Raw genomic sequence first — 24,256 nt, forward strand, 5'->3', positions numbered from 1 at the left:
AACAGGTGCCGGGCCCCCGTCGTGTCGTCCGCCCTGTGGGACGACTGGCAGCGGGAGGTCCGTGGGTGTGCTGAGCAGTGCCGTCGGAGTGCCCGATGAGCGCGAAGAACGGGTCCCGAGCCCGTACATTTGGTCCAGGCTCATCCATTTGCATGACGAGAGGACTGGCAGTGACCGCGGCTGAGGGAATCCGAGTGCTCGTCGCCGACGACGACCCGGACATTCGCGACCTGGTGGAGTTCAAGCTCACCCAGGCCGGGTATGCCGTGGAGGCGGTGGGTGACGGCCTGAGCGCCTGGGAGGCGTTCCAGACGGAGCCACCGGCGCTGGTCATCCTCGACGTGATGATGCCCGGGCTCTCCGGGATCGACGTCCTGCGCAAGATCCGCGAGAGCGGCGCGGCCACGGTGCCGGTCCTGATGCTGAGCGCCAAGTCGCGCGACAGCGACGTGGACACCGGTTTCGCGGTGGGAGCCGACGACTACGTGATCAAGCCCTTCAGCCCCCGTGAGCTCCTGCACCGCGTCAACGGGATCCTGGCCCGCGTCAGGTGAGCGCCCGCGGCATTCTCTGGGGCTCCACCGCCCTGGTCCTGCTGGCGTGCCTGGTCCTCGTGCTGCTGATCGTCGCCACGAAGGTGACGCGCACGCTGCGTGACCGGCGGACCTCGGCCCTGGTCGCCCCCCACCGAGCCGACCTGCTCGCCGTCGGCTCCGGCGAGGACGAGGACGGCACCCACCGTGACGCGCTGATCGCCGTGGAAGGACCGGCGCGTGAGGCGTTGGACGACGCGCTGGTCGACCTGCTCGCCAAGGTGCGCGGCGTGCCCGCCGAGGAGCTCGCGGCGGTTCTCCTGGCCCACGGCGCCGTCGACCGGGCGCCCCACGACCTCAAGCACCGGAGCACCGTCCGCCGGGCCCGCGCGGCCCACCTCCTCGGGCTCTGCCACGTGGGTGCGGCCCTGCCCCTGGTCGTCGACGCCCTGCGTGACCCCGCCGCGGAGGTGCGCGTCGCGGCGACCCGGGCCCTCGGCCTCCTCAGGGAGCCCAGCGCCGCACCCCCGCTCCTCGCCGCGGTCGGCGCGGACCGCGCCGTCCCCGCCGGCCCGGCCGGCGACGCCTTGGAGCAGCTGGGAGTCGGCATCGCCGACGCGCTGCGCGACGGACTCCTGGCGACCAGCCCCACGACCCGCACCGTCGCGGCATACCTCAGCGGTGAGGGGACCTTCACGCGGTCCATCGACCTGCTGCGGCTCTCGCTGAGGACCGACGAGGACCCGGTCGTCCGGGCCACGGCGGCCGTCGCCCTCGGACGGATGGGGCGCACCGCCGACGTCGCCGTGCTCCTGGAGGGCACGCAGACCCATCAGCCCATCGAGCTGCGGCGCGCCTGTGCGGCGGCACTGGGTGACCTCGGCGACCCGTCGGCCGTCGACGGGCTGCGTGCCCTGCTGGCCGACCCTGACCCGCGGATCGCCGAGATCGCCGCCACCTCGCTGCTCAGGCTGGGGCCGATCGGCCGCGCGGCGGTGGACGGCGCGCCCACGAACGCCTCGATCGAGAGCGCGCGGGCCGTGGCCCGGCTGCAGGGGAGCCTGTCGTGAGCTGGGACGGCCTCGTCGACGGGCTGCGGTCGACCGTGGCGTGGCTCATGCACATCACGTCGACGCCGATCCTCATCTACTTCACGGTCATCAACCTGTCCTACCTGGCGCTGATCGTGCTGGCCTTCGTCGACTTCCGGGCGCAGCACCGACGTCGAGAGGCGATCGTCGAGACCTTCGGCGGTGCGCTGACCCCCGGGGTGTCGCTCGTCGTGCCCGCCTACAACGAGGAGGCCGGGATCGTCACGGCCGTGCAGGCGCTGCTCTCCCTGCGCTACCCGCGGCACGAGGTCGTGGCGGTCGACGACGGCAGCACCGACGCGACCTTCGAGCGGCTGCGGGACGCCTTCGACCTCGTCCCCATCCCGCGCGAGATCCCGCAGGACGTGCCCACCCGAGCCCGGGTCATCGACGTGCACGTGCCTCGCGACGGCCGCACCCGGCTGATCGTCGTGCGCAAGGAGAACTCGGGGCGTTCAGAGGCCATCAACGTCGGGGTCAACGCCGCGACCGAGCCCTTGGTCACGATGGTGGACGCCGACTCCATCCTCGAGCCCGACGCGCTCCTGCGCGTCACCCAGCCGTTCGTCGACGACCCGAACCGGATGGTCGCGGCAGGTGGCGCGATCCGCCCCGTCAACGGGAGCCGGGTGGTGTCGGGCCGCATCGTCAAGGTCCAGATGCCCACGTCGTGGCTGGCCAGGATCCAGGTCGTCGAGTACCTGCGGGCGTTCCTGCTCGGGCGCACCGGGTGGGCCCGGTTCGGCGCCCTGATCCTGATCAGCGGGGCCTTCGGCATCTTCCGTCGCGACGTCATCGTCGAGGTGGGTGGGCTCGACCCCGACAGCATCGGCGAGGACTTCGAGCTGGTCCTGCGGATCCACCGCAGACTGCGCGACGAGGACCGTGACTACCGCGTGGCATTCGTGCCCGAGCCGGTGCTGTGGACCGAGGTCCCCTCGACCACCTCGGTCCTGCGCAGCCAGCGCCGGCGCTGGCACCGGGGCCTGTGGGAGACCTTGTGGGCCTACCGCGGCATGCTCTTCCGGCGGCGCTACGGGCGGGTCGGGTTCGTCGCGCTGCCGTACTTCTGGATCTTCGAGCTGTTCGCGCCCCTGCTGGAGATGTTCGGCATCATCATCGTCCCGCTGGCCCTCGCCCTCGGGGTCGTGAACGTCCCCTACGGCATCCTCTTCCTCGTGCTGGCCTACGGCCTGGCCGTCCTCGTGACGCTGTCGGCCATGGCTGCCGAGGAGTGGGCTTTTCACCGGCACGAGCGCTGGCGTGACCTGGGCCTGAGCCTCGCGGCCTCGGTCCTGGAGAACTTCGGCTACCGGCAGCTCACCGTGTGGTGGCGGCTGGAGGGCTGGTGGGCCAGCCTGCGGCGCAAGAAGCAGGTGTGGGGTGTCATGACCCGGACCGGCTTCGACGAGGCTGGCGGGTGACCAAGCTCGCGAGCCGATCGGTCTCCGGCCAGCTCAAGGTCCTCGGTCTGGCGCTGGTGGTGTTGATCCCTGTCGTGGCCGCGGCATCGCTGTGGAACCTCACCAGCCAGAGTCGGGACATCCGCGTGCTGACGACCTCATACAGCCCGGCCCTCGACGCCAACAACGCCGTCCTCATCGACATGACCGGGGCCTATGTGACGTGGAGCCAGCTCCTGGGCGGCTCCGCCCCACTGACCAGCTACCGCGGCACGCAGAACCGGGTTTCCGTGGAGCTCGCCACCATGGAGCGTGCCCTGACCTCGAGCTCGCTCCCGGCCGAGGACCGCACCCGGTATGCCGCCCTGCTGGACACCCAGCGAACGGCCATCGCCGCCTGGTTCAGGTCGGCAGAGGCCGCGGACGACGGCATGCGGCGCAGCCAGCCGCAGCGCGAGGTCCTCGAGACAGACGCGATGGACCGGTTCCGTGCCTTCCGCGACAGCAACCGCGGCCTGTACGACGTGCTCCGGCTCGAGCGTGACGCGGCCCGCGACAGGGCGCGGCGCTCCGTCCAGCTGCTCGTCGGCACCGCGGCCGCCACGGTGCTGCTGGCCATGGTCATCGTGCTCAGGGGGTGGCGGCTGCTGGCGCGCTCGGTCAGTGGTCCGCTGGAGCGGCTCCGTTCGGTCGTCGAGCGTCAGCGTGACGGTGACCGCGACGCCCAGGCAGACACCGGGACGGGGGCCGCGGAGATCCGGGCGCTGGCGGCCGACTTCAACGGCCTGACCCGCTCCAACCAAGTGCTCCAGGAGCAGCAGTCGGTCGTCCTGCTGGCGCACCAGCTCGCCCTGGACGTCGCCCGGGTGGTGCACGGGGCGCCCGAGATCGACACCGCCCTGCACGCGGTGTGCACGATGCTCGGGGAGGGTCTGTCGGTCGACCGGATCATCCTCTACACCCACGACGAGTCGGGGGTGATCGACCAGCGGACCCAGTGGCATCGTCACGACCTTCCCGACTTGCCGGTCCTCCCACCCTCGCTGGCCGGTGAGGTCAAGGACGTGGGCGACGAGCTGCGGCGTCAGGCGACCTTCTTCGTGGTCTCGGACTTCCTCGCCCCGGAGGTGCAGGCCCAGGACCGGGCCCAGCGCTTCTACCGCGCGACCGGCGCCACGTCGCTCCTCATGGTGCCCGTGGGCATCGGCGAGCAAGGGCTCGGCGTGTTGTCGCTGATGACCGTCGACGGCCCGCGTCGGTGGCGTCGCTACGAGATCCAGGCCGTCCAGCAGTGCGCCGGCTACGTCGCCCAGTCGATCGTCGACCTGCGGCTCCGCGAGATGCGCGAGGCCCAGGTCGACCAGCTGACCGCGCTGGACCGGCAGAAGACCGACTTCATGGCGACCGTGTCGCACGAGCTGCGCACCCCGCTGACCTCCATCAACGGCTACCTCGAGCTGCTCCAGGACGGCGACTACGGAGACCTCACGAGCAGTCAGCGCGGCGCACTCGACATCATCGGTCGCAACGCCCACCGGTTGCGTGGCCTCATCGAGGACCTCCTGGTCCTCAACAAGATCGAGGTCACCGGTCTCCAGTCGTCGACCGAAGAGGTCGAGGTCGTCTCCCTCGTCGCCGGCGTCGCCGACCTGCTCCGCCCCGTGGCCGACGCCGCGGGGGTGGCCCTCGTGGTCGACGCCGTCGACCCGGAGCTGACCATCCGGGTCGACCGCGGCCAGCTCGAACGCAGCCTGATCAACCTCGGTTCCAACGCCGTGAAGTTCACCCCCGCGGGCGGCCGGGCGACGATCGCCGCCAAGCAGGTCGACGGCCGGGTGGTGATCACGGTGACCGACACCGGTATCGGGATCCCCGAGAAGGACCTGCCCGACCTGTTCGACCGGTTCTTCCGTGCCTCCAACGCCACGGCCGCCGCGATCCCCGGCACCGGGCTGGGCCTGGCGATCGTGCGAGCGATCGTCGAGGGCCACGGCGGAGAGCTCCAGGTCGACTCGGTCGAGGACCAGGGAACGGTGATGACGGTGGTGCTCCCGGCGGGGAATGGCACGGCGGTCCACGCCGTTTAGGAGATGTGCGCCGCTCTCTGGCACACTTGACTGCTGACCGGTTCACGGCATGGACACCTCCAGGGCAGCCCGCCCAGCCGACCCGGCCACATTGACTCAAGGAGCACGCTTTGCAGAAGGACATCCACCCCGAGTACGTCGAGACCACGGTGAGCTGCACCTGTGGGTCCACGTTCACGACTCGCAGCACCGCGACCTCCGGCGTCATCCGCGCCGAGGTGTGCTCGCAGTGCCACCCGTTCTACACCGGCAAGCAGAAGATCCTCGACACCGGTGGCCGCGTGGCCCGGTTCGAGGCCCGCTACGGCAAGAAGGCCGCTGCCGAGAGCAAGTAGCTTTCCCGATGCGCCGGTCCTGACCCCCTGGGGTCGGGGCCGGCGCACTGCTTTCCCCGCCCCAGTGCACCACCCCGGCACCACCCCCGCGCCACCCCCGCACCACCTCAGGGAGCCCCCATGTTGGAGTCCGCCGCAGCCCTCGTCCAGGAGCACGCCGACCTCGAGAAGCAGCTGGCCGACCCCGAGGTGTTCGGCGACCAGGACCTCGTCCGCAAGCTGAACAAGCGGTATGCCGCGCTGGCACCCACCGTCGCGGCATACCACGCGTGGCACGCGGCGACGGACGACCTGGCGGCCGCCCGCGAGCTCGCCACCGAAGACGCGGGCTTCGCCGCGGAGGTGCCCGGTCTGGAGGCCCGGCTGGCCGAGACCGAGGACGTGCTCCGGCGCCTGCTCATCCCACGCGACCCCGACGACGACCGCGACGTGATCCTCGAGGTCAAGGCGGGGGAGGGTGGCGAGGAGTCGGCGCTGTTCGCCGGTGACCTGCTGCGGATGTACCTGCGCTACGCCGAGCGACGGGGCTGGAAGACCGAGGTCATCGACGCGACCGAGTCCGACCTCGGTGGCTACAAGGACGTCCAGGTGGCCGTGAAGGCCAAGGGCACCCCCCAGCCGGGCGACGCCCCATGGGCGCGGCTCAAGTACGAGGGCGGCGTCCACCGGGTGCAACGCGTCCCCGTGACCGAGAGCCAGGGGCGCATCCACACCTCGGCGGCAGGCGTGCTGGTGATGCCGGAGGCAGAGGAGGTCGAGATCACCATCGACCCCAACGACCTCAAGATCGACGTCTACCGCTCGTCCGGCCCCGGTGGCCAGTCGGTCAACACCACCGACTCGGCGGTGCGGATCACCCACCTGCCCACCGGCGTGGTGGTCTCGTGCCAGAACGAGAAGAGCCAGCTCCAGAACAAGGAGTCGGCAATGCGCGTGCTCCGGGCCCGGCTGCACGCCCTGGCCAAGGAGGCCGCCGACGCCGAGGCCAGTGCCGCCCGTCGGTCGCAGGTCCGCACGGTCGACCGCAGTGAGCGGATCCGCACCTACAACTTCCCGGAGAACCGCATCTCCGACCACCGCACCGGCTACAAGTCCTACAACCTCGACACCGTGCTCGACGGCGACCTCGAGGCGGTCGTGCAGTCCGCGGTCGACGCCGACGAGGCCGCGCAGATGGCGGCAGTCGCCGAGGGCACCGGTCAGTGACGACCCTCCGTTCGGAGGTCGTGCGGGCCACCGGGGCGCTCGCTGGGAGCGGGGTGCCGTCCCCCGAGGCGGACGCCCTCGTCCTCGCGGCGTTCGCCCTCGGTAGCGACGTCGCCGACGTCCGGCGCCGCATGGTGATGCTCGCCGAGGCCGACGTCGCCTTCCTCGATCGCTACGCGGACCTCGTCGCGGAGCGTGCGGCGCGGATTCCCTTGCAGCACCTCACCGGTCGCGCCGGGTTTCGCCGGCTCGAGCTGAGCGTCGGGCCGGGGGTCTTCGTGCCGCGGCCCGAGACCGAGTTCGTGGCCGGGCTGGCGATCGAGGCTGCGCTGGGCCTCGAGGCGCCGGTCGTGGTCGACCTGTGCACCGGCTCGGGTGCCATCGCCCTCGCGGTCGCCGACGAGGTGCCGAGCGCGACGGTGTATGCCGTGGAGCTGGGACGTGAGGCGCACGCCTGGGCCGACCGCAACGTCACCGACTCGGGGCTCCCGGTGGAGCTGCGGCTCGGCGACGCCACCGAGGCCTTCCCGGAGCTGGCGGGTGAGGTCGACATCGTCGTGTCGAACCCGCCGTACATCCCAGTGGGGATGGTGCCGCTCGACCCCGAGGTGCGCGACCACGACCCGGAGCTCGCGCTCTTCGGCGGAAGTCCGGATGGGCTCGCCATCCCGCTCGCCGTCGCGCGACGGGCCGCCCAGCTGTTGCGTCCCGGCGGCCTGCTCGTGATGGAGCACGCCGACAGCCAGGGGGCCAGCCTGCCGCACGGACTCGGCCGCACCGGCGAGTGGACCGAGATCCTCGACCACGACGACCTGACCGGACGACCGCGCGCCACCACCGCCCGGCGCGCCTGAGCCCGCCCCCTCCCCGGGTCTTTGACGGGTCGACCACGTCAGGGCGGGGTCAACCCGTCAAAGACCCGGGCTCGGCGTCCGGGCCGGGTCAGCTCAGCAGATAGAACCGCCAGAAGCCGAACTCCTCGATCGGGAGCACCTCGAACCCGGTGAAGCCGGCCTCCTGCGCGTAGCGACGCAGGGTCGCCGGGCGCATCACGGTGCCGGTCCCCACGCTGCCTGGAGCCGACATCCCGTCGGGCAGGCAGACCAGCAGGCTGAAGCCGTACATGACCCGCTCGAGCTCGTCGCCGTGCGGAGCGAAGTCCTCCGCGACGGCCTCGTCCATGACGACCATGAACGCTCCCGGTGCCAGTGAGGCGCGGGCCGCCCTGAGCACCCCGACGGGGTCGGGCATGTCGTGCACGCACTCGAAGGCGAACGCGGCCGCGAACCGGCCGGACGGCATACCTGCCGCATCGCCCGCGGTGAAGCGCACCCGGTCGTCGACGCCCTGCGCCGCGGCGTTTGCCGTGGCCATCGCGACCGAGGGTGCGTCGATGTCGAAGCCCTCGACCGTGGCGTCGGGGTAGGCCTTCGCGAGGGCGATGCTCGACCAGCCCGCCCCGCACCCGACGTCGGCGATCACTGCTCCCGGCGCGGACAGCGCCTCGTGCACCTGCGGGACGCCGGCGAGGGCTTCGGCCAGCCGGTGCTGGTACCACGGCCGGTTGCCATCGGCCTGGGACTCACGTGCCTCGGTGCCGAGCTGGTCCCAGCTCACCCCACCGCCGGTGCGGTAGGCCCCGAGCAGGTCGGGCAGCTGCGGACCGACGGCGGCGAACATCCGGGCGAAGGGGGCGAGGTAGCTGAGGCTGGTCTCGTCGGTCATCACCTCGGCGGTGGCCGACGGGATCGAGTAGACCCTCGCGTCGGGGTCGTCGTCAGGGTGGTCGAGGGCGAGGAAGCCGGTGACCGCCTGCTGCTCCAGCCACTCGCGGGCGTAGCGCGCATGGGTGGCGGTGCGGTCGGCGAGCTCGAGTGGGGTCGCCGGCCCGTCGGAGGCCAGGCTGCGGTACCACCCGAGGCGGTCGCCCAGGAAGACCGACAGGATGTCGACCGTGCCCAGGAGGGCGCCGAAGATCCGTTCGGCCAGCTCGTCCGTGGTGGGGGCAGCCATCTCAGCCGGCTGTTGCCGCGACGGACAGCGCACGCTGGCGCCGGTGGTCGGCACGGCGGAAGTCCTCGATGAAGTAGCTCATGTCGAACCACGAGGCGAAGGCGCGGCCCAGCCGACTCGGTCCCAGCACCCGAGCGTCACCCCGGCGGACCAGCTCGGCGAAGGAGGTGCGGCCCAACAGCCAGCGGTGCATCTGCGCCGTGTCGGCCTCGATCGCGAGGTCGACGTCGTGACCCTGGTCGTCCTTGCAGACGGTCGCACCCGACCGGCTCAGCTCGAGCCAACCCTCAGCCGCACCGTGGCCGGTGAGGACGATGTGCACGATCGTCCGCTCGACGGGCAGCTTGCTGGGGATGGCGTGCTGGTGGAGCCGCCAGATCAGCGACAGCCCGTCGCAGTCGGCCTCGCTGGGGTCGCCGAAGACCCACTCCGCCGCCCAGTGCCCCATCGCCCAGACGACCGGTGTCAGGCCGTGGCCCGCCTCGGTCAGGTGGTACCCGCCCGGGCGTCCGCGCGGCCCGACGGTGCGCTCGACCAGACCCATCCGCTCGAGCAGGCGCAGGCGCTGGGCGAGCAGCGTGCGGCTGACTCGGGGGATGCCGCGGTGGATCTCGTTGAAGCCACTGGCGCCGACCATCAGCTCCCGGATGACCAGGGGCGTCCACCGGTCGCCGAGCACGTCGACCGCCATCGAGATCGGGCAGTAGTCCCCGCCCCGTTCACTCATGGACCCATGGTGCACCGACGGTGCGCGCGAGGGTAGTACGAACTTTGTACCCGTCACCGTGCGTGGGATCCCGTCGTCGAGTCGGGTTTGCCCTGTTCTGCGGCGCCCGGATGGGCAGCGAAAGGCCCTCCGGGCGGTACGAGATCGCCACTCGTTGCGGCCCTTGCGGTCCACGCATCCTCGATGCAGACGACGGCACGGTGCCGTCGCACGACGAAGGAGCAACACCACCATGTCTACAACCACCACCCTGGTCGATCTGGCGGCAGTCAAGGCGAAGCAGCAGAAGACCTGGTCCAGCGGCGACTTCTCCGTGGTCGCCTCCCGCATCGTCCTGGTGAGCGAGCAGCTGGCCGAGACCGCGGACCTGCGCGCCGGCTGGAGCGTGCTCGACGTGGCCTGCGGCAACGGCAACGCGACGTTGGCCGCAGCGCGGTCCGGAGCCCACGCCATCGGCGTCGACTACGTGCCGGCGCTGCTGGAGGACGGGCGGGGCCGGGCCTTGGCCGAGGGGCTCGATGTCGAATTCCGGGACGGCGACGCCGAGGCGCTGCCGATCCAGGACCACTCGGTCGACGCGGTCCTCAGCGTGTTCGGGACGATGTTCGCGCCCGACCACCAGCGCACCGCCGACGAGGTGGTGCGCGTGACCAAGCCGGGTGGCACGGTCGCGCTCGCCTCTTGGACGCCGGGAGGCTTCATCGGGCAGATGTTCCGGGTGATCACCTCGCACGTCCCTGCACCGGCCGGAGTCGCCTCGCCCCTCCTGTGGGGGACCGAGGAGCACCTCGTCGAGCTCTTCGGCACGGCGGTCGACACGATCGAGTCGCGGGAGCGCGAGTGCGTCTTCCGCTTCACGACGGCCGAGGAGTTCGTGACGTTCTTCCGACGCTGGTACGGCCCCACCCTCAAGGCCTTCGAGGCCCTCGACGAGACGGGGCAGGCAGCGCTGGCAGCCGACCTCGCGGAGCTGGCCGGCCGCTACGACCGCAACCAGGACGGCGGCAGCGTCAGCATCCCGTCGACCTACCTCGAAACGGTCATCTCGCTGCGCTGAGGCGCCGGTAGACGAAAGGAGAGAAGACATGACGATGGTCACCTTCCAGGTCCTGGGCGGCGTCGCGATCGTGCTGGGCCTGCTGGGCACCTGGGTGGCGGCCAGGAGGCGCAGCGGCTGGCTGCTCTGCATCGCCTCAGCCGGACTGTGGGCCCCGACCCTGGTGTCGGGCGAGCAGTGGGTCGCGGTGGCGAACTGCTGCCTCACGGTCGGGATCTGCGTGCGGAACTTCCGCGCGCAGGACGACAGCGCCACAGCAGCCTGACCTGCAGTCCTCCTCACCCGAGTCTTTGCGTGATCCAACGGCCCCTGGTCCGCCGGATCACGCAAAGACTCGGGTGAGAGGGCTGTCAGCGGGGGTCCTAGGCTGGCGACCATGAGCCCGGTCTACGACTGCAGCACCGACGAGGGTCGCCGCGAGGGGGTGGCGAAGGCGGTCGAGGCCGTCCGCGCCGGCGAGATCGTCGTCCTGCCGACCGACACCGTCTACGGCGTGGGCGCCGACGCCTTCTCCGCCGAGGCCGTCGCCTCGCTGCTGGCCGCGAAGGGCCGGGGACGCGAGATGCCGCCACCCGTGCTGGTCCCGAGCGTCCGCACGGTCGACGGCCTCGCCACCGACGTACCGGCTTGGGCTCGCGACCTGATCCGCGAGTTCTGGCCCGGGCCGCTGACCCTGGTCTTCAAGGCACAGACCTCGTTGATGTGGGACCTCGGGGAGACCAACGGCACCGTCGCCCTGCGCATGCCACAGGACGACATCGCGCTCGCGGTGCTGAGCGAGGTGGGCCCGATGGCCGTGACCAGCGCCAACCTCACCGGCCAGCCCGCGGCCACGACGGCCACGGATGCCGCCTCACAGCTCGGTTCGGCGGTGTCGGTCTACCTCGACGGCGGGCCGACCACCAGCACGGAGGTGTCGACGATCGTCGACTGCACGGGCGAGGAGTTCGTCGTGCTGCGGGCCGGGGCGGTCACCGAGGAGCAGCTCCGGGCCGCCCTCGAGCCCAAGGAGCCCGAGCGGCCCGCTGAGCCCGATCAGCCCGAGCAGCCCGGCGAGGCCGAGACCACGGACGAGGCCACCACCCTGCCCGGCGAGGCGTCGGGCACCCCCGAGACCGACGGGACGCAGGCAATAGAGTTGCCCGCGGATCCCGCCACTGACCGCAACGACGGCACCGACAGCACCCTCCCAGGAGACCCGCATGAGCGCTGACACCTTCTACGGCTCCGACTTCGGCGCCCTCGAGTCGTTCGACCCCGAGATCGCGGGGGTGCTCGTCTCCGAGCTCGACCGCATCCGCGGCGGCCTCCAGCTGATCGCCTCGGAGAACATGTCCAGCCCCGAGGTGCTCACCGCCCTCGGCTCGACGCTGTCGAACAAGTATGCCGAGGGCTACCCCGGACGCCGCTACTACGGCGGCTGCTCGGAGGTCGACAAGGCCGAGACGCTCGCGATCGAGCGGTGCAAGTCGCTCTTCGACGCCGACCACGCCAACGTCCAGCCGCACTCGGGAGCGAGCGCCAACCAGGCCGTCTACGGCGCGTTCATGCAGCCCGGCGAGACGATCCTCGCGATGGCCCTGCCGATGGGTGGCCACCTGACGCACGGCACCAAGGTGTCCTTCTCGGGCAAGTGGTTCAACGCCGTGCACTACGGCGTCGACAAGCAGACCGAGGACATCGACTACGCCGAGGTGGAGCGGCTCGCCAAGGAGCACCGCCCGAAGGTGATCCTCGCCGGCGGGTCGGCGATCCCGCGGCTCATCGACTTCGAGTTCTTCCGCAAGCTGGCGGACGAGGTCGGGGCGATCTTCTGGGTCGACGCTGCGCACTTCATCGGCCTCGTGGCCGGCAAGGCCATCCCCAGCCCGGTGCCCTACGCCGACGTCGTCACGTTCACGACCCACAAGGTGCTGCGCGGCCCCCGCTCCGGAGCGCTGGTCTGCAAGGAGGAGCACGCCGCCAAGCTCGACAAGGCGGTCTTCCCGATGATGCAGGGCGGCCCCCAGATGCACACCATCGCGGCCAAGGCGGTGAACTTCAAGGAGTGCGCCACTGCTGAGTACCAGGACTACGCCAAGCGGGTCGTCGAGAACGCCTCGGTGCTGGCTACCGCCTTGGGGGAGAAGGGCATTCGTCCCACCACCGGCGGCACCGACACCCACCTCTCGCTGCACGACCTCCAGGGCGTCGGCGTGACCGGTGCCGACGCGGAGGCTCGGTCCGACGCGGCCGGCATCGTCCTCAACAAGAACGCCATCCCGTTCGACCCGCAGAAGCCCAACATCGCCAGCGGCATCCGGGTCGGCACTCCCTGCGTCACCACCCAGGGCATGGGCACCGACGAGATGCGCGAGGTCGCCGAGCTCATCGCCACGGCGGTCATCCGCGGAGACGCGGACCCCGACCACGCCGTCTCCAAGGAGGTCCGCGCGGGGGTCACGGACCTCGTGACCCGCTTCCCGGCATACCCTCGAGGCTGAGTCCCCCACTCGAGAGGCGCCATAAGTGCGCGAGTACCTCCTCGTCCTGATGGTCGCCGCGGTGATCACGTATGCCGCGACGCCCCTGATGCGTGCCGTCGCCGTACGCACGGGCGCGTTCACGCCGGTCCGTGACCGCGACGTCCACTCGACGCCGATCCCGCGCCTCGGGGGAGTAGCGATCTACCTCGGCTTCGCGGCCTCTATGATCGCGGCGAGCCACCTGCCGTTCCTGGGCCAGGTGTTCAGGCTCGGCCCGGAGCTGCAGGGGGTGCTGGTCGGCGCCGGCATCGTCTGCCTGATCGGCGCGATCGACGACATCCGCGAGATGGACTGGCTGACCAAGATGGGCGGCCAGATGATCGCCGCCGGGATCATGGCGTTCAGCGGGGTGTTGCTCTACCAGCTGCCGATCGGCGGCGTGACCGTGCTGCCGCAGCCGATCATGGTGGGGCTCACCGTGTTTGCCGTGGTGCTGTTCACCAACGCGGTCAACTTCATCGACGGCCTCGACGGTCTCGCGGCCGGCGTCGTGGTGATCGCGGGCACGGCGTTCTTCATCTACAGCTACGGCATCTCGCGCACCTTCGACCCACCGAACGTGTTCTCGTCGGCGACCCTCATCTCGGCCGCCCTGATCGGCTGCTGCGTGGGCTTCCTGCCGCACAACTACCACCCGGCCCGGCTCTTCATGGGTGACTCCGGGGCCTTGCTGCTGGGCCTGCTGCTCGCCGCTGCGACGATCTCGACGACCGGCAACGTGACTCCAGCGCAGGTCAGCACCAACCCGGTCGCCGCGACCCTGCTGCCCCTCGTCGTGCCGGCCGCGATCATCCTGCTCCCGCTGGTCGACATCCTCCTGGCGGTGGTCCGGCGGACCGCGCGCGGGGAGCGCCCGTGGCACCCCGACAAGCAGCACCTGCACCACCGGATGCTCCAGCTCGGTCACGGCCACCGACGGGCCGTGCTGCTCCTGTGGCTCTGGGCGGCGGTCGCGGCGCTCGGCTCGGTGAGCTTCATCTTCGTGGACGACGCGCGAGTGGCCGGCGCGGGCGTGCTGGCCGCCGTCGTGGTGATCGGCGTGCTCACGCTGTGGCTGCCGCGCTGGTCGGTCCCGGGCCACCGCCCGCGCTCACACTGACCGGGCCCGCGGCGCAGCTGTCGGCTTCGGGCGCAGACATGACTGCGCCCACGGCCAACGACTGCGCCACCGCTCGGCTTCAGCCGTCGCCGAGGCCGATCCGCTCGCGGAGGCCGGCCCGCACGGTGGGCCACTCGTCCTTCAGCACGCTGAAGACCACGGTGTCGCGGAAGCTGCCGTCCGCCCGCCGGGTGTGCCGCCGCAGGACACCCTCGCGGGTCGCGCCCAGCTTGGCGATCGCGGCCTGCGAGCGCTCGTTCACCGCGTCGGTCTGGATCTTGACGCGCCCGAAGCCGCAGTCGAAGGCGTGCCCCAGCAGCAGCAGCTTGCACTCGGGGTTCACCGGGGTGCCCCACCACCGCGAGCCGTACATGGTCCAGCCGAGGTGGATCCGCTCGTTCTCGAGGTCGACGTCGCCGAGCGACGAGGTGCCCACGACGGTGCCCGCGTCACCGAGGCCGCCCTCGCCAGTGAGCCGGACCGTGTATGCCGTGCGGCCCCTGGCGCCGGCCGCGATGTCGTCCTCGGTGTTGGCGCGCGTGGCAGCGAGGTTCTCCGGCGGCGGGCGCATGATGAAGCCCTGCGTGTAGACGGCCGGGTCGGTGTAGACCGCGTGCAGGCCGGGGGCGTCCTCCATGGTCATCACGTCGAGCCGGACGAACCGGCCCCTCAGGGGCGCGCCGGTCGGGGGAGTGGCTGGCATGGCGGAAGGCTACCCGTGCCCGAATCCCGCCGATTTCCCTGCGACCGAGACCGGTTCTTCGGCCGGGCCCGACCCCCTCGGTTGCGGGGCCTGCGGTACCCCGGTGGCACGCCCCAAACTGCTTGTGATACCTTTCACAAGCACCCCAAGGTGGGTGCAGACCACCCCGTTCGCCAGGCACCGCAGCCCCGACGAATCAGGCAGGCCAGACCGATGAGCGCAACTCCGCACACCGACCGCGACCCGTTCGCGGTGATGCTGCGTGGAGCCTTCCTCCCCACCGTCGCGGTGGGTCCGGTCGCCGTGGTCGTGGCCGCGATCGTGGGTGGCGGCAAGGCCGCCCTGGCTGCCGCCCTCGGCTTCGTGATCGCCCTGGCTTTCTTCGCCCTCGGACTGATCATCATGCGCAAGCTCGACAGCGCTGCGGACCCGTTGCGCTTCCTCGCCAGCGCACTGGCCGTCTTCATGGGCCAGATGATCTTCCTGCTGTTGGTCATCATCGCGCTGCAGGGTGCGAGCTGGCTCGACGGCACCGCCTTCGGCCTGACCATCCTGGCTGTCGCTCTCGTGTGGCAGGTGTTCCAGGTGATCGCCTTCGTCCGCTCTCGTCGCCTTGCTTTCGACGAGCCGCAGGAAACGCGGCAGGATGGGGGCTCGGCCTGATGACCATTGGAGCTCACCGTGACCACACCGTCCTCGCAGCCGTCGCCGGAGGCCCGGCAGACGCCGTTGCAGAAGGCCGACTCGGGTCATCAACGGCTCGACGAGGCGAGGATGTGGAACGTCGTCTCCTACCTCATCACCGGACCCTCGATGTTCGGCGCCGTGGGCTGGGGACTCGACCACTGGCTGGGCACGACCTGGCTCGTCGCGGTGGGGATCGTGGGCGGGATGGCACTGTCGCTGTACCTCGTGTGGTTCCGGTACGGTACGCAATGACTTCCGCAGGTCAGCTCCCCCCTCTGTATGCCGGGCCCACGCGTATGGGTGCTGCCCTCGTTGGCCCGTGGACCGTTCCGAACGCAAAGCTCAAGGAGAACCTGTGAGTCTGAACGTGCTGGGCGCCATCAGCCTGGCTGCCGAGGGCGGCGAAGGTGAGGGCTTCCACGCCCCCACGCCGGCCGAGTTCTACCAGCCGCTGATCGGTCACGGTGACTTCGCGATCACGCGTCCGATGGTCGTCCTGGCCATCTCCGTCGCCCTCATCGCCTGGTTCCTCGTCGCCACCACCAAGCGTGCGGCGGTCGTCCCGGGCAAGGGCCAGTGGGTCACCGAGAACGCCTACAACTTCGTGCGCAACGGCGTGGCCCGCGACATCATCGGCAGCCACGACTTCCTCAAGTTCGTGCCCCTGCTGTTCAGCATGTTCATGCTGATCCTGGTCAACAACCTGTTCGGCATCATCCCGCCGATCCAGTACCCGACCATGAGCCGCATCGGCTTCCCGATCGCGTTGACCCTGTTGGTCTTCGTGATCTACCACGCCGTCGGCATCAAGAAGAACGGCGCCTGGGGACACATCAAGCACATGATCCCGCCGGGCCTGCCCAAGGGCATCTACGTGCTGATCATCCCGCTCGAGCTGCTGACCTACTTCGTCACCCGCCCGCTCACCCTCGCACTGCGACTCTTCGGCAACATGTTCGCCGGGCACATGCTCCTGCTGCTGTTCATCACCGGTGGCGAGTACATGCTGATCCACGGTGGGCTCGGCCTGAAGGTCGCCGGCGTCGGCTCGTTCGGCATGGCCTTCGTGCTGACCGCGTTCGAGGGGCTGATCGAGTTCCTGCAGGCCTACATCTTCACGTTGCTCGCAGCGACCTACATCGCCGGCTCCCTGGCCGACGAGCACTGAGACGTCCGGGCCACCGCACGTCGGCCCGGTGCACGACAGCTTGACCCACAACTGAATACGCACCCTGAACTTCCGGACGGCGTTGGGCCGTGCGGGTCACTGAAGAAACGAAAGAGGACCATCAATGGAAGGCAACATCGCCATCCTCGGCTACGGCCTGTCTGCGATCGGCCCCGGTGTCGGCATCGGCCTGATCTTCGCTGCGTACATCAACGGCGTGGCACGTCAGCCCGAGGCACGCGGCGTGCTCCAGGGCATCGCCATCCTCGGCTTCGCCCTCGCCGAGGCGCTCGCCATCTTCGGTCTGGTGCTCGCGTTCGTCTTCAAGTAAGTCGAACCACCCAGCCCAACGCCCCCTGGCACCACAGCACTAGGAGAACCCCGTGCAGCACTTCACCGGCATCACGCAGGTGGTTGTCGCGGCCGCCGCCGAGGACAAGACCGGCGAACGCCTGCCGATCCTGCCCCTCTGGGGCGAGCTGATCTTCGGCATCATCGCGTTCGCGATCCTGTACTGGGTCGTGGCCACCAAGGTCGTGCCCAACCTCGAGAAGGCGTACGCCGAGCGCACCGCCGCGATCGAGGGCGGGATGCAGCAGGCCGAAGAGGCCCAGCAGCAGGCCCAGGCTGCCCTGGAGCAGTACCAGGCCCAGCTGACCGAGGCCCGTGCCGAGGCCGCCCGGATCCGCGAGGAAGCTCGCGAGCAGGGTGCGGCCATCGTCGTGGAGATGCGCGGACACGCGCAGGCCGAGGCGGCCCGCATCACCGAGGCGGCCCACAAGCAGATCGAGGCCGAGCGCCAGCAGGCGGTCGTCTCGCTCCGCTCCGAGGTGGGTCGCCTGTCGACCGACCTGGCCAGCCGCATCGTGGGTGAGTCGCTGCACGAGGAGACTCGTCAGAAGGGCATCGTCGACCGCTTCCTGGCCGAGCTCGAGGCCGGCGAGATCCAGCCCGAGAAGGTCGGGGAGGACGCCTGATGCGTGGGTCCTCGCGGGCGGCCGCGATCGCCGGAGGCAAGGCGCTCGACGCCGCGCTCGCCGGTGGGGTCGACCGTCGCGTGCTCGGTGACGAGCTGCTGGCTGTCGTGGCCGTCATCGACGGCTCGGCCACCCTGCGCCGCGCCCTCGCCGACCCGTCCCGGGAGGGCACGGAGAAGCAGGCCCTCGCCGAGGGGCTGCTCGGCGGCAAGGTCTCGGCCGAGGCGATCGTCGTGGTCAAGAACCTCGTCGGTCAGCGCTGGGCCACCGAGCGCGACCTCTCCGACACCCTGGAGGACCTGGCCGTCACGTCGATCCTCGCCGGTGCCGAGAAGGCCAACCGGATCGACCGGGTCGAGGACGAGCTGTTCCGGTTCGAGCGGATCGTCGCCGGCAACCCCGAGCTGCGGGACCGCCTGACCAACCGCCAGGGTGACGTCGACGCCAAGGCCGGCGTCGTCAGCGAGCTGCTGGAGGGCAAGGCCTCCGAGGAGACGGTGCGGCTGGCCCGCCAGGCCGTGCTGGCCCCGCGGGGTCGCAAGCTCGACCGCACCCTCGAGCGCTACCTCGGCCTCGCGGCCCAGCGGCGCGAGCAGATCACGGCGGTCGTCACCGCCGCCACCGAGCTCACCCCGCAGCAGCGGGAGCGGCTCGCCGCAGCCCTGCAGGGCATCTACGGCAAGCCCGTCCTGCTCCAGGTCGTCCTCGAGGACCAGGTCCTCGGCGGTATCCGGGTGCAGGTGGGCGACGAGGTCGTCGACGGCACCGTGCTGCGACGCCTCGACGAGGCCCGTCGGCACATCGCCGGCTGACCACCGGCACCCAGCCACACGGCACCAGCAGCAGGGCACGCGCACCACAACTGAAGATGCAGGACCACACCACAGACTTCGGTTCGACTCATCGGGCCGGTTATCGAGGAGAAGAGATCAGATGACGGAGCTTTCGATCCGTCCGGAGGAGATCCGGGACGCGCTGGACAACTTCGTTCAGTCCTACGAGCCCGGCACGGCCTCCCGCGAAGAGGTCGGCCGCGTCAGCGACGCCGGAGACGGCATCGCCCACGTCGAGGGCCTGCCCTCGTGCATGACCAACGAGCTGCTCGAGTTCGAGGACGGCACGCTGGGCCTCGCGCTCAACCTCGACGTCCACGAGATCGGCGTCGTCATCCTCGGTGACTTCTCCAAGATCGAGGAGGGCCAGGAGGTCAAGCGCACGGGAGAGGTCCTCTCCGTGCCCGTCGGTGACGCGTTCCTCGGCCGCGTGGTCAACCCGCTCGGCCAGCCGATCGACGGCCTCGGCGAGATCGACACGTCCGAGCGTCGCGCCCTCGAGCTGCAGGCCCCCACGGTGGTCCAGCGCAAGTCGGTGCACCAGCCGCTGCAGACCGGCCTCAAGGCCGTCGACGCCATGACCCCCATCGGTCGCGGCCAGCGCCAGCTCATCATCGGTGACCGCCAGACCGGCAAGACCACGGTCGCGGTCGACACGATCATCAACCAGAAGCAGAACTGGGACTCGGGCGACCCGGAGCAGCAGGTCCGCTGCATCTACGTCGCCATGGGCCAGAAGGGCTCCACCATCGCTGCCGTCCGCGGCACCCTGGAGGAGGCCGGCGCGCTCGAGTACACGACCATCGTCGCGGCCCCCGCGTCCGACTCGGCCGGCTTCAAGTACCTCGCGCCCTACACCGGCTCGGCCATCGGCCAGCACTGGATGTACCAGGGCAAGCACGTCCTCATCGTGTTCGACGACCTGTCGAAGCAGGCCGAGGCCTACCGCGCCGTGTCGCTGCTGCTGCGTCGTCCGCCGGGCCGCGAGGCCTACCCCGGTGACGTGTTCTACCTGCACTCCCGTCTGCTCGAGCGTTGCGCCAAGCTCTCCGACGACCTGGGCGCGGGCTCGATGACCGGCCTGCCGATCATCGAGACCAAGGCCGGTGACGTCTCGGCGTACATCCCGACCAACGTCATCTCCATCACCGACGGCCAGATCTACCTCCAGGCCGACCTGTTCAACGCCAACGTGCGTCCCGCGATCGACGTGGGTGTCTCCGTCTCCCGAGTCGGTGGCGCCGCGCAGATCAAGGCCATGAAGGACGTCTCCGGTCGTCTGAAGCTCGACCTCGCGCAGTTCCGCGCGATGGAGGCCTTCGCCATGTTCGCCTCGGACCTCGACCCGGCCTCGCGGGCCCAGCTCGCCAAGGGTGCCCGGCTCGTCGAGCTGCTCAAGCAGAAGCAGGCCGCGCCGTTCCCGGTGGAGGAGCAGGTCGTCTCGATCTGGGCCGGCACCAGCGGCCAGCTCGACTCGGTCGCCGTGGAGGACGTCTCCCGCTTCGAGACCGAGTTCCTCGACTACCTGCGCCGCGAGAAGTCCGGTCTCCTGGACGCGATCCGCGAGTCCAAGAAGTTCGAGGACGAGACCCGCTCCGGCCTCGAGGAGGCCGTGGGCAAGTTCAAGGAGCAGTTCGCAGCGTCCGGCGCCGAGAAGACCCCGGTCGGCCACGAGGCCGACCCGGGTGCCCTCGAGCACGACGTCGAGCAGGAGAAGATCGTCAAGCAGAAGCGCTGACCGGTATGCCGGGTGCCCACCTCGGTGGGCACCCGGCACCGCAGCGAACGTGCCGGCCACACGGCATACCCACAGCGCCCAACCAAGGCGCGCAGCACACCACAACGTAGAAACAGACTGAGAGAGGCGGCTTCATATGGGAGCGCAGATGCGGGTCTACCGCCAGCGCATCCGGTCCGTCCAGGCGACCAAGAAGATCACGCGCGCGATGGAGCTCATCGCAGCCTCTCGCGTGGTCAAGGCGCAGCAGCGGGTGCGGGAGTCCTCGCCCTACGCGCGTGCCCTGACCAGGGCGGTCTCGGCCGTCGCGACCTTCTCGAACGTGGACCACCCGCTGACCACCGAGCACGACGACGTCCGTCGCGCCGCGGTCCTCGTGGTGACGTCCGACCGCGGGCTGGCCGGCGCCTACAGCTCCTCCGTCCTCAAGGAGAGCGAGCGCCTGATCGGCGACCTGCGCTCCGCCGGCAAGGAGGTCGTCCCCTACCTCGTGGGTCGCAAGGCCGTGGGGTTCTACAAGTTCCGCAAGCGCGAGTACGCGGACGAGTGGACCGGGTTCACCGACCAGCCGACCTTCGACGCCGCCCGCGAGATCGGTGAGGCCCTGGTCGCCGCGTTCAACCGGGACTACGAGGACGGTGGCGTGGACGAGGTCCACATCGTCTTCACGCGGTTCGTGAACATGGTGACCCAGGAGCCCGACGTCATCCGCATGCTGCCGCTCGAGGTCGTGGAGGGCGAGGACGCGCCCGCCGAGGACGACGTCCTGCCGCTCTACGAGTTCGAGCCGAATGCCGAGCAGGTGCTCGACGCGCTGCTGCCCAAGTACGTCACGGCGCGCATCTACAACTGCCTGCTGCAGGCCGCCGCGTCCGAGCTGGCGTCGCGCCAGCGGGCCATGAAGTCGGCGACGGACAACGCCGAAGAGCTCATCAAGAAGTACACCCGGCTGGCCAACCAGGCTCGCCAGGCCGAGATCACCCAAGAGATCAGCGAGATCGTGGGCGGCTCCGACGCCCTCGCCGACGCCAGTTGAGAAGGTAGAGAGAAACCAATGACTGCCACTGTCACTGAAGAGACCAAGGCCGCCACCCCCGGTGGCATCGGCCGCATCTCCCGCATCATCGGCCCGGTCGTCGACGTCGAGTTCCCCGCGGACGCGATGCCGGAGCAGTACAACCTGCTGACCACCGAGGTCGAGCTCGCGGGCGAGAAGAAGAGCCTCAACCTCGAGGTCGCCCAGCACATCGGCGACAACATGGTCCGGGCCATCTCGCTGCAGCCCACCGACGGCCTGGTCCGCGGCACCAAGGTGCAGGACACCGGCGGCCCGATCTCGGTGCCCGTCGGCGACGTCACGCTCGGCAAGGTCTTCAACACCACCGGTGAGGTCATGAACCTCGCCGAGGGCGAGAAGTTCGAGGTCAACGAGCGCTGGGGCATCCACCGCAAGGCGCCGGCCTTCGACCAGCTCGAGTCCAAGACCCAGATGTTCGAGACCGGCATCAAGGTCATCGACCTGCTGACCCCCTACGTGCAGGGTGGCAAGATCGGCCTGTTCGGCGGCGCCGGCGTGGGCAAGACGGTCCTCATCCAGGAGATGATCGCCCGTGTCGCCCGCGACCACGGTGGTGTGTCGGTGTTCGCCGGTGTCGGTGAGCGCACCCGTGAGGGCAACGACCTCATGGTCGAGATGGAGGAGGCCGGGGTCCTCGGCCAGACCGCCCTCGTCTTCGGCCAGATGGACGAGCCGCCGGGCACGCGTCTGCGCGTCGCGCTCTCCGCGCTGACCATGGCGGAGTACTTCCGCGACGTGCAGAAGCAGGACGTGCTGCTCTTCATCGACAACATCTTCCGCTTCACCCAGGCCGGTTCCGAGGTGTCGACCCTCCTCGGCCGCATGCCGTCCGCCGTGGGCTACCAGCCCACCCTCGCCGACGAGATGGGTGTGCTCCAGGAGCGCATCACCTCCACGCGTGGTCACTCGATCACCTCCATGCAGGCGATCTACGTGCCGGCCGACGACTACACCGACCCGGCCCCGGCCACCACGTTCGCCCACCTCGACGCGACCACCGAGCTGTCCCGTGAGATCGCCTCGCTGGGTATCTACCCGGCCGTGGACCCGCTCACGTCGACCTCGCGCATCCTCGACCGCCGCTACATCGCCGAGGACCACTACAACACCGCGGTGCGCGTCAAGCAGATCCTCCAGCGCAACAAGGAGCTGCAGGACATCATCGCCATCCTCGGCATCGACGAGCTCTCCGAAGAGGACAAGATCCTCGTCAACCGCGCTCGTCGCATCCAGCGCTTCCTGTCGCAGAACACCTACGTCGCCAAGCAGTTCACCGGCATCGAGGGTTCGACGGTCCCGCTGGTCGACAGCATCGAGGCGTTCACCAAGATCGCCGACGGCGAGTACGACCACGTGCCCGAGCAGGCGTTCTTCATGTGCGGTGGGCTCGACGACGTCGAGCGCCAGGCCGCCGAGATCGAGAAGAACCTCTGAGCAGGCGCACCACCGCGTGACCCGTGGGGCCGGCCGGACACGGCTGGCCCCACGGCATACCACCGGCCCGCAGGGCACCACCCCGCAGGCCGATAGACTGCAAGCACCGCACCACTGGAGGACACCGTGAGCACCCTGCAGGTTGAACTCGTCGCAGCAGACCGCAAGGTCTGGGAGGGCGAGGCCGACATGGTCGTCGCCCGTACCGTCGACGGCGAGCTGGGCATCCTGCCCGGGCACACGCCGCTGCTCGGGGTCCTCGTGGAGGGTGAGGTCAGGATCAAGTCGGGGGAGGGCTCCCAGAGCGCCACCATCGACAGCGGTTTCCTGTCCGTCGACCGCGACAAGGTGATCATCGTCGCCGAGGCGGTCGACGCCTCGCAGTTCTCGGCCTAGCCGCGGGCTGGTCGCGGCAGGCCCACGACCAGCTCACGGCTACCTTTCGAAAGGGGTGAGCATGTCGCCCGTCGTCTCCGCGGAGATCGTCGCCGGCGCCCTCATCCTGCTTGCGCTCCTGGCGCTGACGTACATCTTCGTGCGCCGGCGCCTGCTCGCCTCCGGAGCACCGCTCATGCTGTGTGCCCTCCAGCCCCACGGTCGGTCCCAGTACCGCCTGGGGCTGCTGCGGTTCTCGGGCAGCGCGCTGGAGTGGTTCACCCTGATCGGGCCCTCGCCCCGCCCTGCCCGCACCTGGGAGCGCCCCCGCCTCGAGCTGGGTCCGCCGGGGCTGCCCCACGCGGCCATCGCCGGTCTCCCCGAAGCGGTGACCGTCGACTGCCACTACGGCAGCGACACCTTCTCGCTCGCCCTGGCGCCCTCGGCCTACACCGCGATGCGCAGCTGGCTGGAGAGCTCGCCCCCGGGCTTCAACGTCAACGTCGCGTAGCTAGCTGCTGCGGCCGGGAGGTCCTTCGGCGCGCCCGCCCCCGGGCTGCCAGAGGACGTCGCCACCGATCGGCAGGTTGGCCACGCGGGCCAGCACGAACAGCAGGTCCGAGAGCCGGTTGAGGTACTTCGCGGTGAGCAGGTTGACGCCGCCCTGGCCCTTGGCGGAGCCGGGCTGGTCGCCGTAGGCCTCGATGGCCGACCAGGCCTGCCGCTCGGCGCGGCGGACGACCGTGGTGGCCACGTGCAGGTGGGCCGACCCGACGGTCCCGCCGGGGAGGATGAACGAGCGCAGCTTCTCGACCCGTGCCAGGTAGCGGTCGCAGTCGGCCTCGAGCTCGTCGATCCAGGCCGCCTCGACCCGCAGCGGCGGGTAGTCGTAGCTCTCCTGCAGCGGCGTGCACAGGTCTGCGCCGACGTCGAACAGGTCGTTCTGCACGCGCAGCAGGGTGGTCCGCAGGTCGTCCGGCAGGTCACCCGCCGCCAGGGCCACGCCGATCGCGGCGTTGGCCTCGTTGACGTCGGCGTACGCGAGCAGCCGGACGTCGGTCTTGCTGGTGCGGCTCATGTCCCCGAGGTGGGTCTGGCCGTCGTCACCCGTGCGGGTGTAGATGCGCGTGAGGTTGACCATGCCACGAGGGTATGCCGCGGGGTGCGCGGGCGTGCCGGTGGTGTGT

Annotated in this window: 27 protein-coding genes; 23 read left to right on the plus strand and 4 right to left on the minus strand. The window is 70.2% G+C overall.

Going from position 1 to position 24,256, the window contains the following annotated elements:
• Window positions 1–152 precede the first annotated feature (152 nt).
• From ASG91_RS09495 to prmC, 7 genes are all read left to right on the plus strand, one after another.
• Window positions 153–554: a response regulator transcription factor gene (locus tag ASG91_RS09495; RefSeq protein ID WP_056922412.1), complete on the plus strand. Its 402-nt coding sequence runs from the start codon at window positions 153–155 to the stop codon at window positions 552–554.
• Window positions 551–1,603 (plus strand): HEAT repeat domain-containing protein, encoded by a 1,053-nt coding sequence (locus ASG91_RS09500; RefSeq protein WP_056922413.1) that lies wholly within the window; start codon window positions 551–553, stop codon window positions 1,601–1,603. Before ASG91_RS09495 ends, ASG91_RS09500 begins: the two co-directional genes overlap by 4 nt.
• Window positions 1,600–3,048 carry a glycosyltransferase family 2 protein gene (locus ASG91_RS09505; protein ID WP_082592658.1) on the plus strand — a complete coding sequence of 483 codons (1,449 nt, stop codon included), beginning with the start codon at window positions 1,600–1,602 and terminating at the stop codon, window positions 3,046–3,048. The genes ASG91_RS09500 and ASG91_RS09505 overlap by 4 nt, the downstream gene beginning before the upstream one ends.
• Complete coding sequence (locus ASG91_RS09510) at window positions 3,045–5,114, plus strand: ATP-binding protein (RefSeq protein WP_056922414.1); 2,070 nt, start codon at window positions 3,045–3,047, stop codon at window positions 5,112–5,114. The genes ASG91_RS09505 and ASG91_RS09510 overlap by 4 nt, the downstream gene beginning before the upstream one ends.
• A 110-nt stretch (window positions 5,115–5,224) precedes the next feature.
• The gene (gene rpmE, locus ASG91_RS09515) at window positions 5,225–5,449 is read left to right on the plus strand and encodes a 50S ribosomal protein L31 (protein WP_056922415.1); all 225 of its coding nucleotides are present in this window, start codon (window positions 5,225–5,227) and stop codon (window positions 5,447–5,449) included.
• Between the two features lie 120 nt (window positions 5,450–5,569).
• Complete coding sequence (prfA, locus tag ASG91_RS09520) at window positions 5,570–6,655, plus strand: peptide chain release factor 1 (RefSeq protein WP_056922416.1); 1,086 nt, start codon at window positions 5,570–5,572, stop codon at window positions 6,653–6,655.
• Window positions 6,652–7,509, plus strand: a complete 858-nt coding sequence (prmC, locus tag ASG91_RS09525; RefSeq protein ID WP_056922417.1) for a peptide chain release factor N(5)-glutamine methyltransferase — start codon at window positions 6,652–6,654, stop codon at window positions 7,507–7,509. Before prfA ends, prmC begins: the two co-directional genes overlap by 4 nt.
• Before the next feature lie 88 nt (window positions 7,510–7,597).
• Here the strand turns inward: prmC and ASG91_RS09530 are convergent, their stop codons facing one another.
• Entirely contained in the window at window positions 7,598–8,668 is a 1,071-nt protein-coding gene (locus ASG91_RS09530) for a bifunctional 2-polyprenyl-6-hydroxyphenol methylase/3-demethylubiquinol 3-O-methyltransferase UbiG (RefSeq protein ID WP_056922709.1), read from the minus strand.
• A gap of 1 nt (window position 8,669) precedes the next feature.
• Window positions 8,670–9,395, minus strand: coding sequence for a helix-turn-helix domain-containing protein (locus tag ASG91_RS09535; RefSeq protein ID WP_056922418.1), 726 nt, complete (start codon window positions 9,393–9,395; stop codon window positions 8,670–8,672).
• A 232-nt stretch (window positions 9,396–9,627) separates the two neighbouring features.
• On the opposite strand from ASG91_RS09535, the gene ASG91_RS09540 reads away from it, so the two are divergent.
• The 5 genes from ASG91_RS09540 (at window position 9,628) to ASG91_RS09560 (ending at window position 14,076) form a co-directional block, all read left to right on the plus strand.
• Window positions 9,628–10,452 carry a class I SAM-dependent methyltransferase gene (locus tag ASG91_RS09540; RefSeq protein WP_056922419.1) on the plus strand — a complete coding sequence of 275 codons (825 nt, stop codon included), beginning with the start codon at window positions 9,628–9,630 and terminating at the stop codon, window positions 10,450–10,452.
• A gap of 28 nt (window positions 10,453–10,480) precedes the next feature.
• Window positions 10,481–10,717 carry a hypothetical protein gene (locus tag ASG91_RS09545; protein WP_056922420.1) on the plus strand — a complete coding sequence of 79 codons (237 nt, stop codon included), beginning with the start codon at window positions 10,481–10,483 and terminating at the stop codon, window positions 10,715–10,717.
• Between the two features lie 111 nt (window positions 10,718–10,828).
• Window positions 10,829–11,665, plus strand: a complete 837-nt coding sequence (locus ASG91_RS09550; protein WP_056922421.1) for an L-threonylcarbamoyladenylate synthase — start codon at window positions 10,829–10,831, stop codon at window positions 11,663–11,665.
• The gene (gene glyA, locus ASG91_RS09555; RefSeq protein WP_056922422.1) at window positions 11,655–12,935 is read left to right on the plus strand and encodes a serine hydroxymethyltransferase; all 1,281 of its coding nucleotides are present in this window, start codon (window positions 11,655–11,657) and stop codon (window positions 12,933–12,935) included. The genes ASG91_RS09550 and glyA overlap by 11 nt, the downstream gene beginning before the upstream one ends.
• Before the next feature lie 25 nt (window positions 12,936–12,960).
• A complete protein-coding gene (locus ASG91_RS09560) occupies window positions 12,961–14,076 on the plus strand; it encodes an MraY family glycosyltransferase (protein ID WP_056922423.1) in 1,116 nt (371 codons plus the stop codon).
• A gap of 79 nt (window positions 14,077–14,155) precedes the next feature.
• Here the strand turns inward: ASG91_RS09560 and ASG91_RS09565 are convergent, their stop codons facing one another.
• Window positions 14,156–14,779 carry a GNAT family N-acetyltransferase gene (locus ASG91_RS09565; RefSeq protein ID WP_056922424.1) on the minus strand — a complete coding sequence of 208 codons (624 nt, stop codon included), beginning with the start codon at window positions 14,777–14,779 and terminating at the stop codon, window positions 14,156–14,158.
• A gap of 213 nt (window positions 14,780–14,992) precedes the next feature.
• On the opposite strand from ASG91_RS09565, the gene ASG91_RS09570 reads away from it, so the two are divergent.
• From ASG91_RS09570 to ASG91_RS09620, 11 genes are all read left to right on the plus strand, one after another.
• Entirely contained in the window at window positions 14,993–15,442 is a 450-nt protein-coding gene (locus ASG91_RS09570; RefSeq protein ID WP_056922425.1) for a hypothetical protein, read from the plus strand.
• Between the two features lie 18 nt (window positions 15,443–15,460).
• A complete protein-coding gene (locus tag ASG91_RS21025) occupies window positions 15,461–15,718 on the plus strand; it encodes an AtpZ/AtpI family protein (protein WP_200961274.1) in 258 nt (85 codons plus the stop codon).
• 103 nt (window positions 15,719–15,821) lie between these two features.
• Window positions 15,822–16,634 (plus strand): F0F1 ATP synthase subunit A, encoded by an 813-nt coding sequence (gene atpB / locus ASG91_RS09580; protein ID WP_056922427.1) that lies wholly within the window; start codon window positions 15,822–15,824, stop codon window positions 16,632–16,634.
• A gap of 124 nt (window positions 16,635–16,758) precedes the next feature.
• On the plus strand, window positions 16,759–16,965 hold the full coding sequence (gene atpE / locus ASG91_RS09585; RefSeq protein ID WP_056922428.1) for an ATP synthase F0 subunit C: 207 nt from the start codon (window positions 16,759–16,761) through the stop codon (window positions 16,963–16,965).
• Between the two features lie 70 nt (window positions 16,966–17,035).
• Window positions 17,036–17,611, plus strand: a complete 576-nt coding sequence (locus ASG91_RS09590) for a F0F1 ATP synthase subunit B (protein ID WP_056922710.1) — start codon at window positions 17,036–17,038, stop codon at window positions 17,609–17,611.
• The gene (locus ASG91_RS09595) at window positions 17,611–18,423 is read left to right on the plus strand and encodes a F0F1 ATP synthase subunit delta (protein WP_056922429.1); all 813 of its coding nucleotides are present in this window, start codon (window positions 17,611–17,613) and stop codon (window positions 18,421–18,423) included. The genes ASG91_RS09590 and ASG91_RS09595 overlap by 1 nt, the downstream gene beginning before the upstream one ends.
• A 121-nt stretch (window positions 18,424–18,544) precedes the next feature.
• Window positions 18,545–20,182: a F0F1 ATP synthase subunit alpha gene (atpA, locus tag ASG91_RS09600; RefSeq protein WP_056922430.1), complete on the plus strand. Its 1,638-nt coding sequence runs from the start codon at window positions 18,545–18,547 to the stop codon at window positions 20,180–20,182.
• A gap of 136 nt (window positions 20,183–20,318) precedes the next feature.
• Window positions 20,319–21,218, plus strand: coding sequence for a F0F1 ATP synthase subunit gamma (locus ASG91_RS09605; RefSeq protein ID WP_056922431.1), 900 nt, complete (start codon window positions 20,319–20,321; stop codon window positions 21,216–21,218).
• An 18-nt stretch (window positions 21,219–21,236) separates the two neighbouring features.
• Window positions 21,237–22,694, plus strand: coding sequence for a F0F1 ATP synthase subunit beta (atpD, locus tag ASG91_RS09610; RefSeq protein WP_056922432.1), 1,458 nt, complete (start codon window positions 21,237–21,239; stop codon window positions 22,692–22,694).
• Window positions 22,695–22,820: 126 nt separating this feature from the next.
• Entirely contained in the window at window positions 22,821–23,090 is a 270-nt protein-coding gene (locus tag ASG91_RS09615; RefSeq protein WP_056922433.1) for a F0F1 ATP synthase subunit epsilon, read from the plus strand.
• Between the two features lie 61 nt (window positions 23,091–23,151).
• Window positions 23,152–23,580 (plus strand): DUF2550 family protein, encoded by a 429-nt coding sequence (locus ASG91_RS09620; protein ID WP_057377951.1) that lies wholly within the window; start codon window positions 23,152–23,154, stop codon window positions 23,578–23,580.
• Here the strand turns inward: ASG91_RS09620 and ASG91_RS09625 are convergent, their stop codons facing one another.
• Window positions 23,581–24,210 (minus strand): cob(I)yrinic acid a,c-diamide adenosyltransferase, encoded by a 630-nt coding sequence (locus tag ASG91_RS09625; RefSeq protein ID WP_056922435.1) that lies wholly within the window; start codon window positions 24,208–24,210, stop codon window positions 23,581–23,583.
• Between the last annotated feature and the right edge of the window lie 46 nt (window positions 24,211–24,256).

The organism is Phycicoccus sp. Soil802 (genome assembly GCF_001429605.1).
GTDB lineage: Bacteria > Actinomycetota > Actinomycetes > Actinomycetales > Dermatophilaceae > Pedococcus.

What these genes read in the sequence shown, in the direction of transcription:
- ASG91_RS09495 (WP_056922412.1), top strand. Translation starts at nt 153, where the DNA reads ATGACGAGAGGACTGGCAGTGACCGCGGCTGAGGGAATCCGAGTGCTC.
- prfA (WP_056922416.1), top strand. Translation starts at nt 5,570, where the DNA reads ATGTTGGAGTCCGCCGCAGCCCTCGTCCAGGAGCACGCCGACCTCGAG.
- ASG91_RS09530 (WP_056922709.1), bottom strand. Translation starts at nt 8,668, where the DNA reads ATGGCTGCCCCCACCACGGACGAGCTGGCCGAACGGATCTTCGGCGCC.
- ASG91_RS09535 (WP_056922418.1), bottom strand. Translation starts at nt 9,395, where the DNA reads ATGAGTGAACGGGGCGGGGACTACTGCCCGATCTCGATGGCGGTCGAC.
- ASG91_RS09540 (WP_056922419.1), top strand. Translation starts at nt 9,628, where the DNA reads ATGTCTACAACCACCACCCTGGTCGATCTGGCGGCAGTCAAGGCGAAG.
- ASG91_RS09545 (WP_056922420.1), top strand. Translation starts at nt 10,481, where the DNA reads ATGACGATGGTCACCTTCCAGGTCCTGGGCGGCGTCGCGATCGTGCTG.
- ASG91_RS09550 (WP_056922421.1), top strand. Translation starts at nt 10,829, where the DNA reads ATGAGCCCGGTCTACGACTGCAGCACCGACGAGGGTCGCCGCGAGGGG.
- glyA (WP_056922422.1), top strand. Translation starts at nt 11,655, where the DNA reads ATGAGCGCTGACACCTTCTACGGCTCCGACTTCGGCGCCCTCGAGTCG.
- ASG91_RS09565 (WP_056922424.1), bottom strand. Translation starts at nt 14,779, where the DNA reads ATGCCAGCCACTCCCCCGACCGGCGCGCCCCTGAGGGGCCGGTTCGTC.
- ASG91_RS09570 (WP_056922425.1), top strand. Translation starts at nt 14,993, where the DNA reads ATGAGCGCAACTCCGCACACCGACCGCGACCCGTTCGCGGTGATGCTG.
- atpE (WP_056922428.1), top strand. Translation starts at nt 16,759, where the DNA reads ATGGAAGGCAACATCGCCATCCTCGGCTACGGCCTGTCTGCGATCGGC.
- ASG91_RS09595 (WP_056922429.1), top strand. Translation starts at nt 17,611, where the DNA reads ATGCGTGGGTCCTCGCGGGCGGCCGCGATCGCCGGAGGCAAGGCGCTC.
- atpA (WP_056922430.1), top strand. Translation starts at nt 18,545, where the DNA reads ATGACGGAGCTTTCGATCCGTCCGGAGGAGATCCGGGACGCGCTGGAC.
- ASG91_RS09605 (WP_056922431.1), top strand. Translation starts at nt 20,319, where the DNA reads ATGGGAGCGCAGATGCGGGTCTACCGCCAGCGCATCCGGTCCGTCCAG.
- atpD (WP_056922432.1), top strand. Translation starts at nt 21,237, where the DNA reads ATGACTGCCACTGTCACTGAAGAGACCAAGGCCGCCACCCCCGGTGGC.
- ASG91_RS09620 (WP_057377951.1), top strand. Translation starts at nt 23,152, where the DNA reads ATGTCGCCCGTCGTCTCCGCGGAGATCGTCGCCGGCGCCCTCATCCTG.
- ASG91_RS09625 (WP_056922435.1), bottom strand. Translation starts at nt 24,210, where the DNA reads ATGGTCAACCTCACGCGCATCTACACCCGCACGGGTGACGACGGCCAG.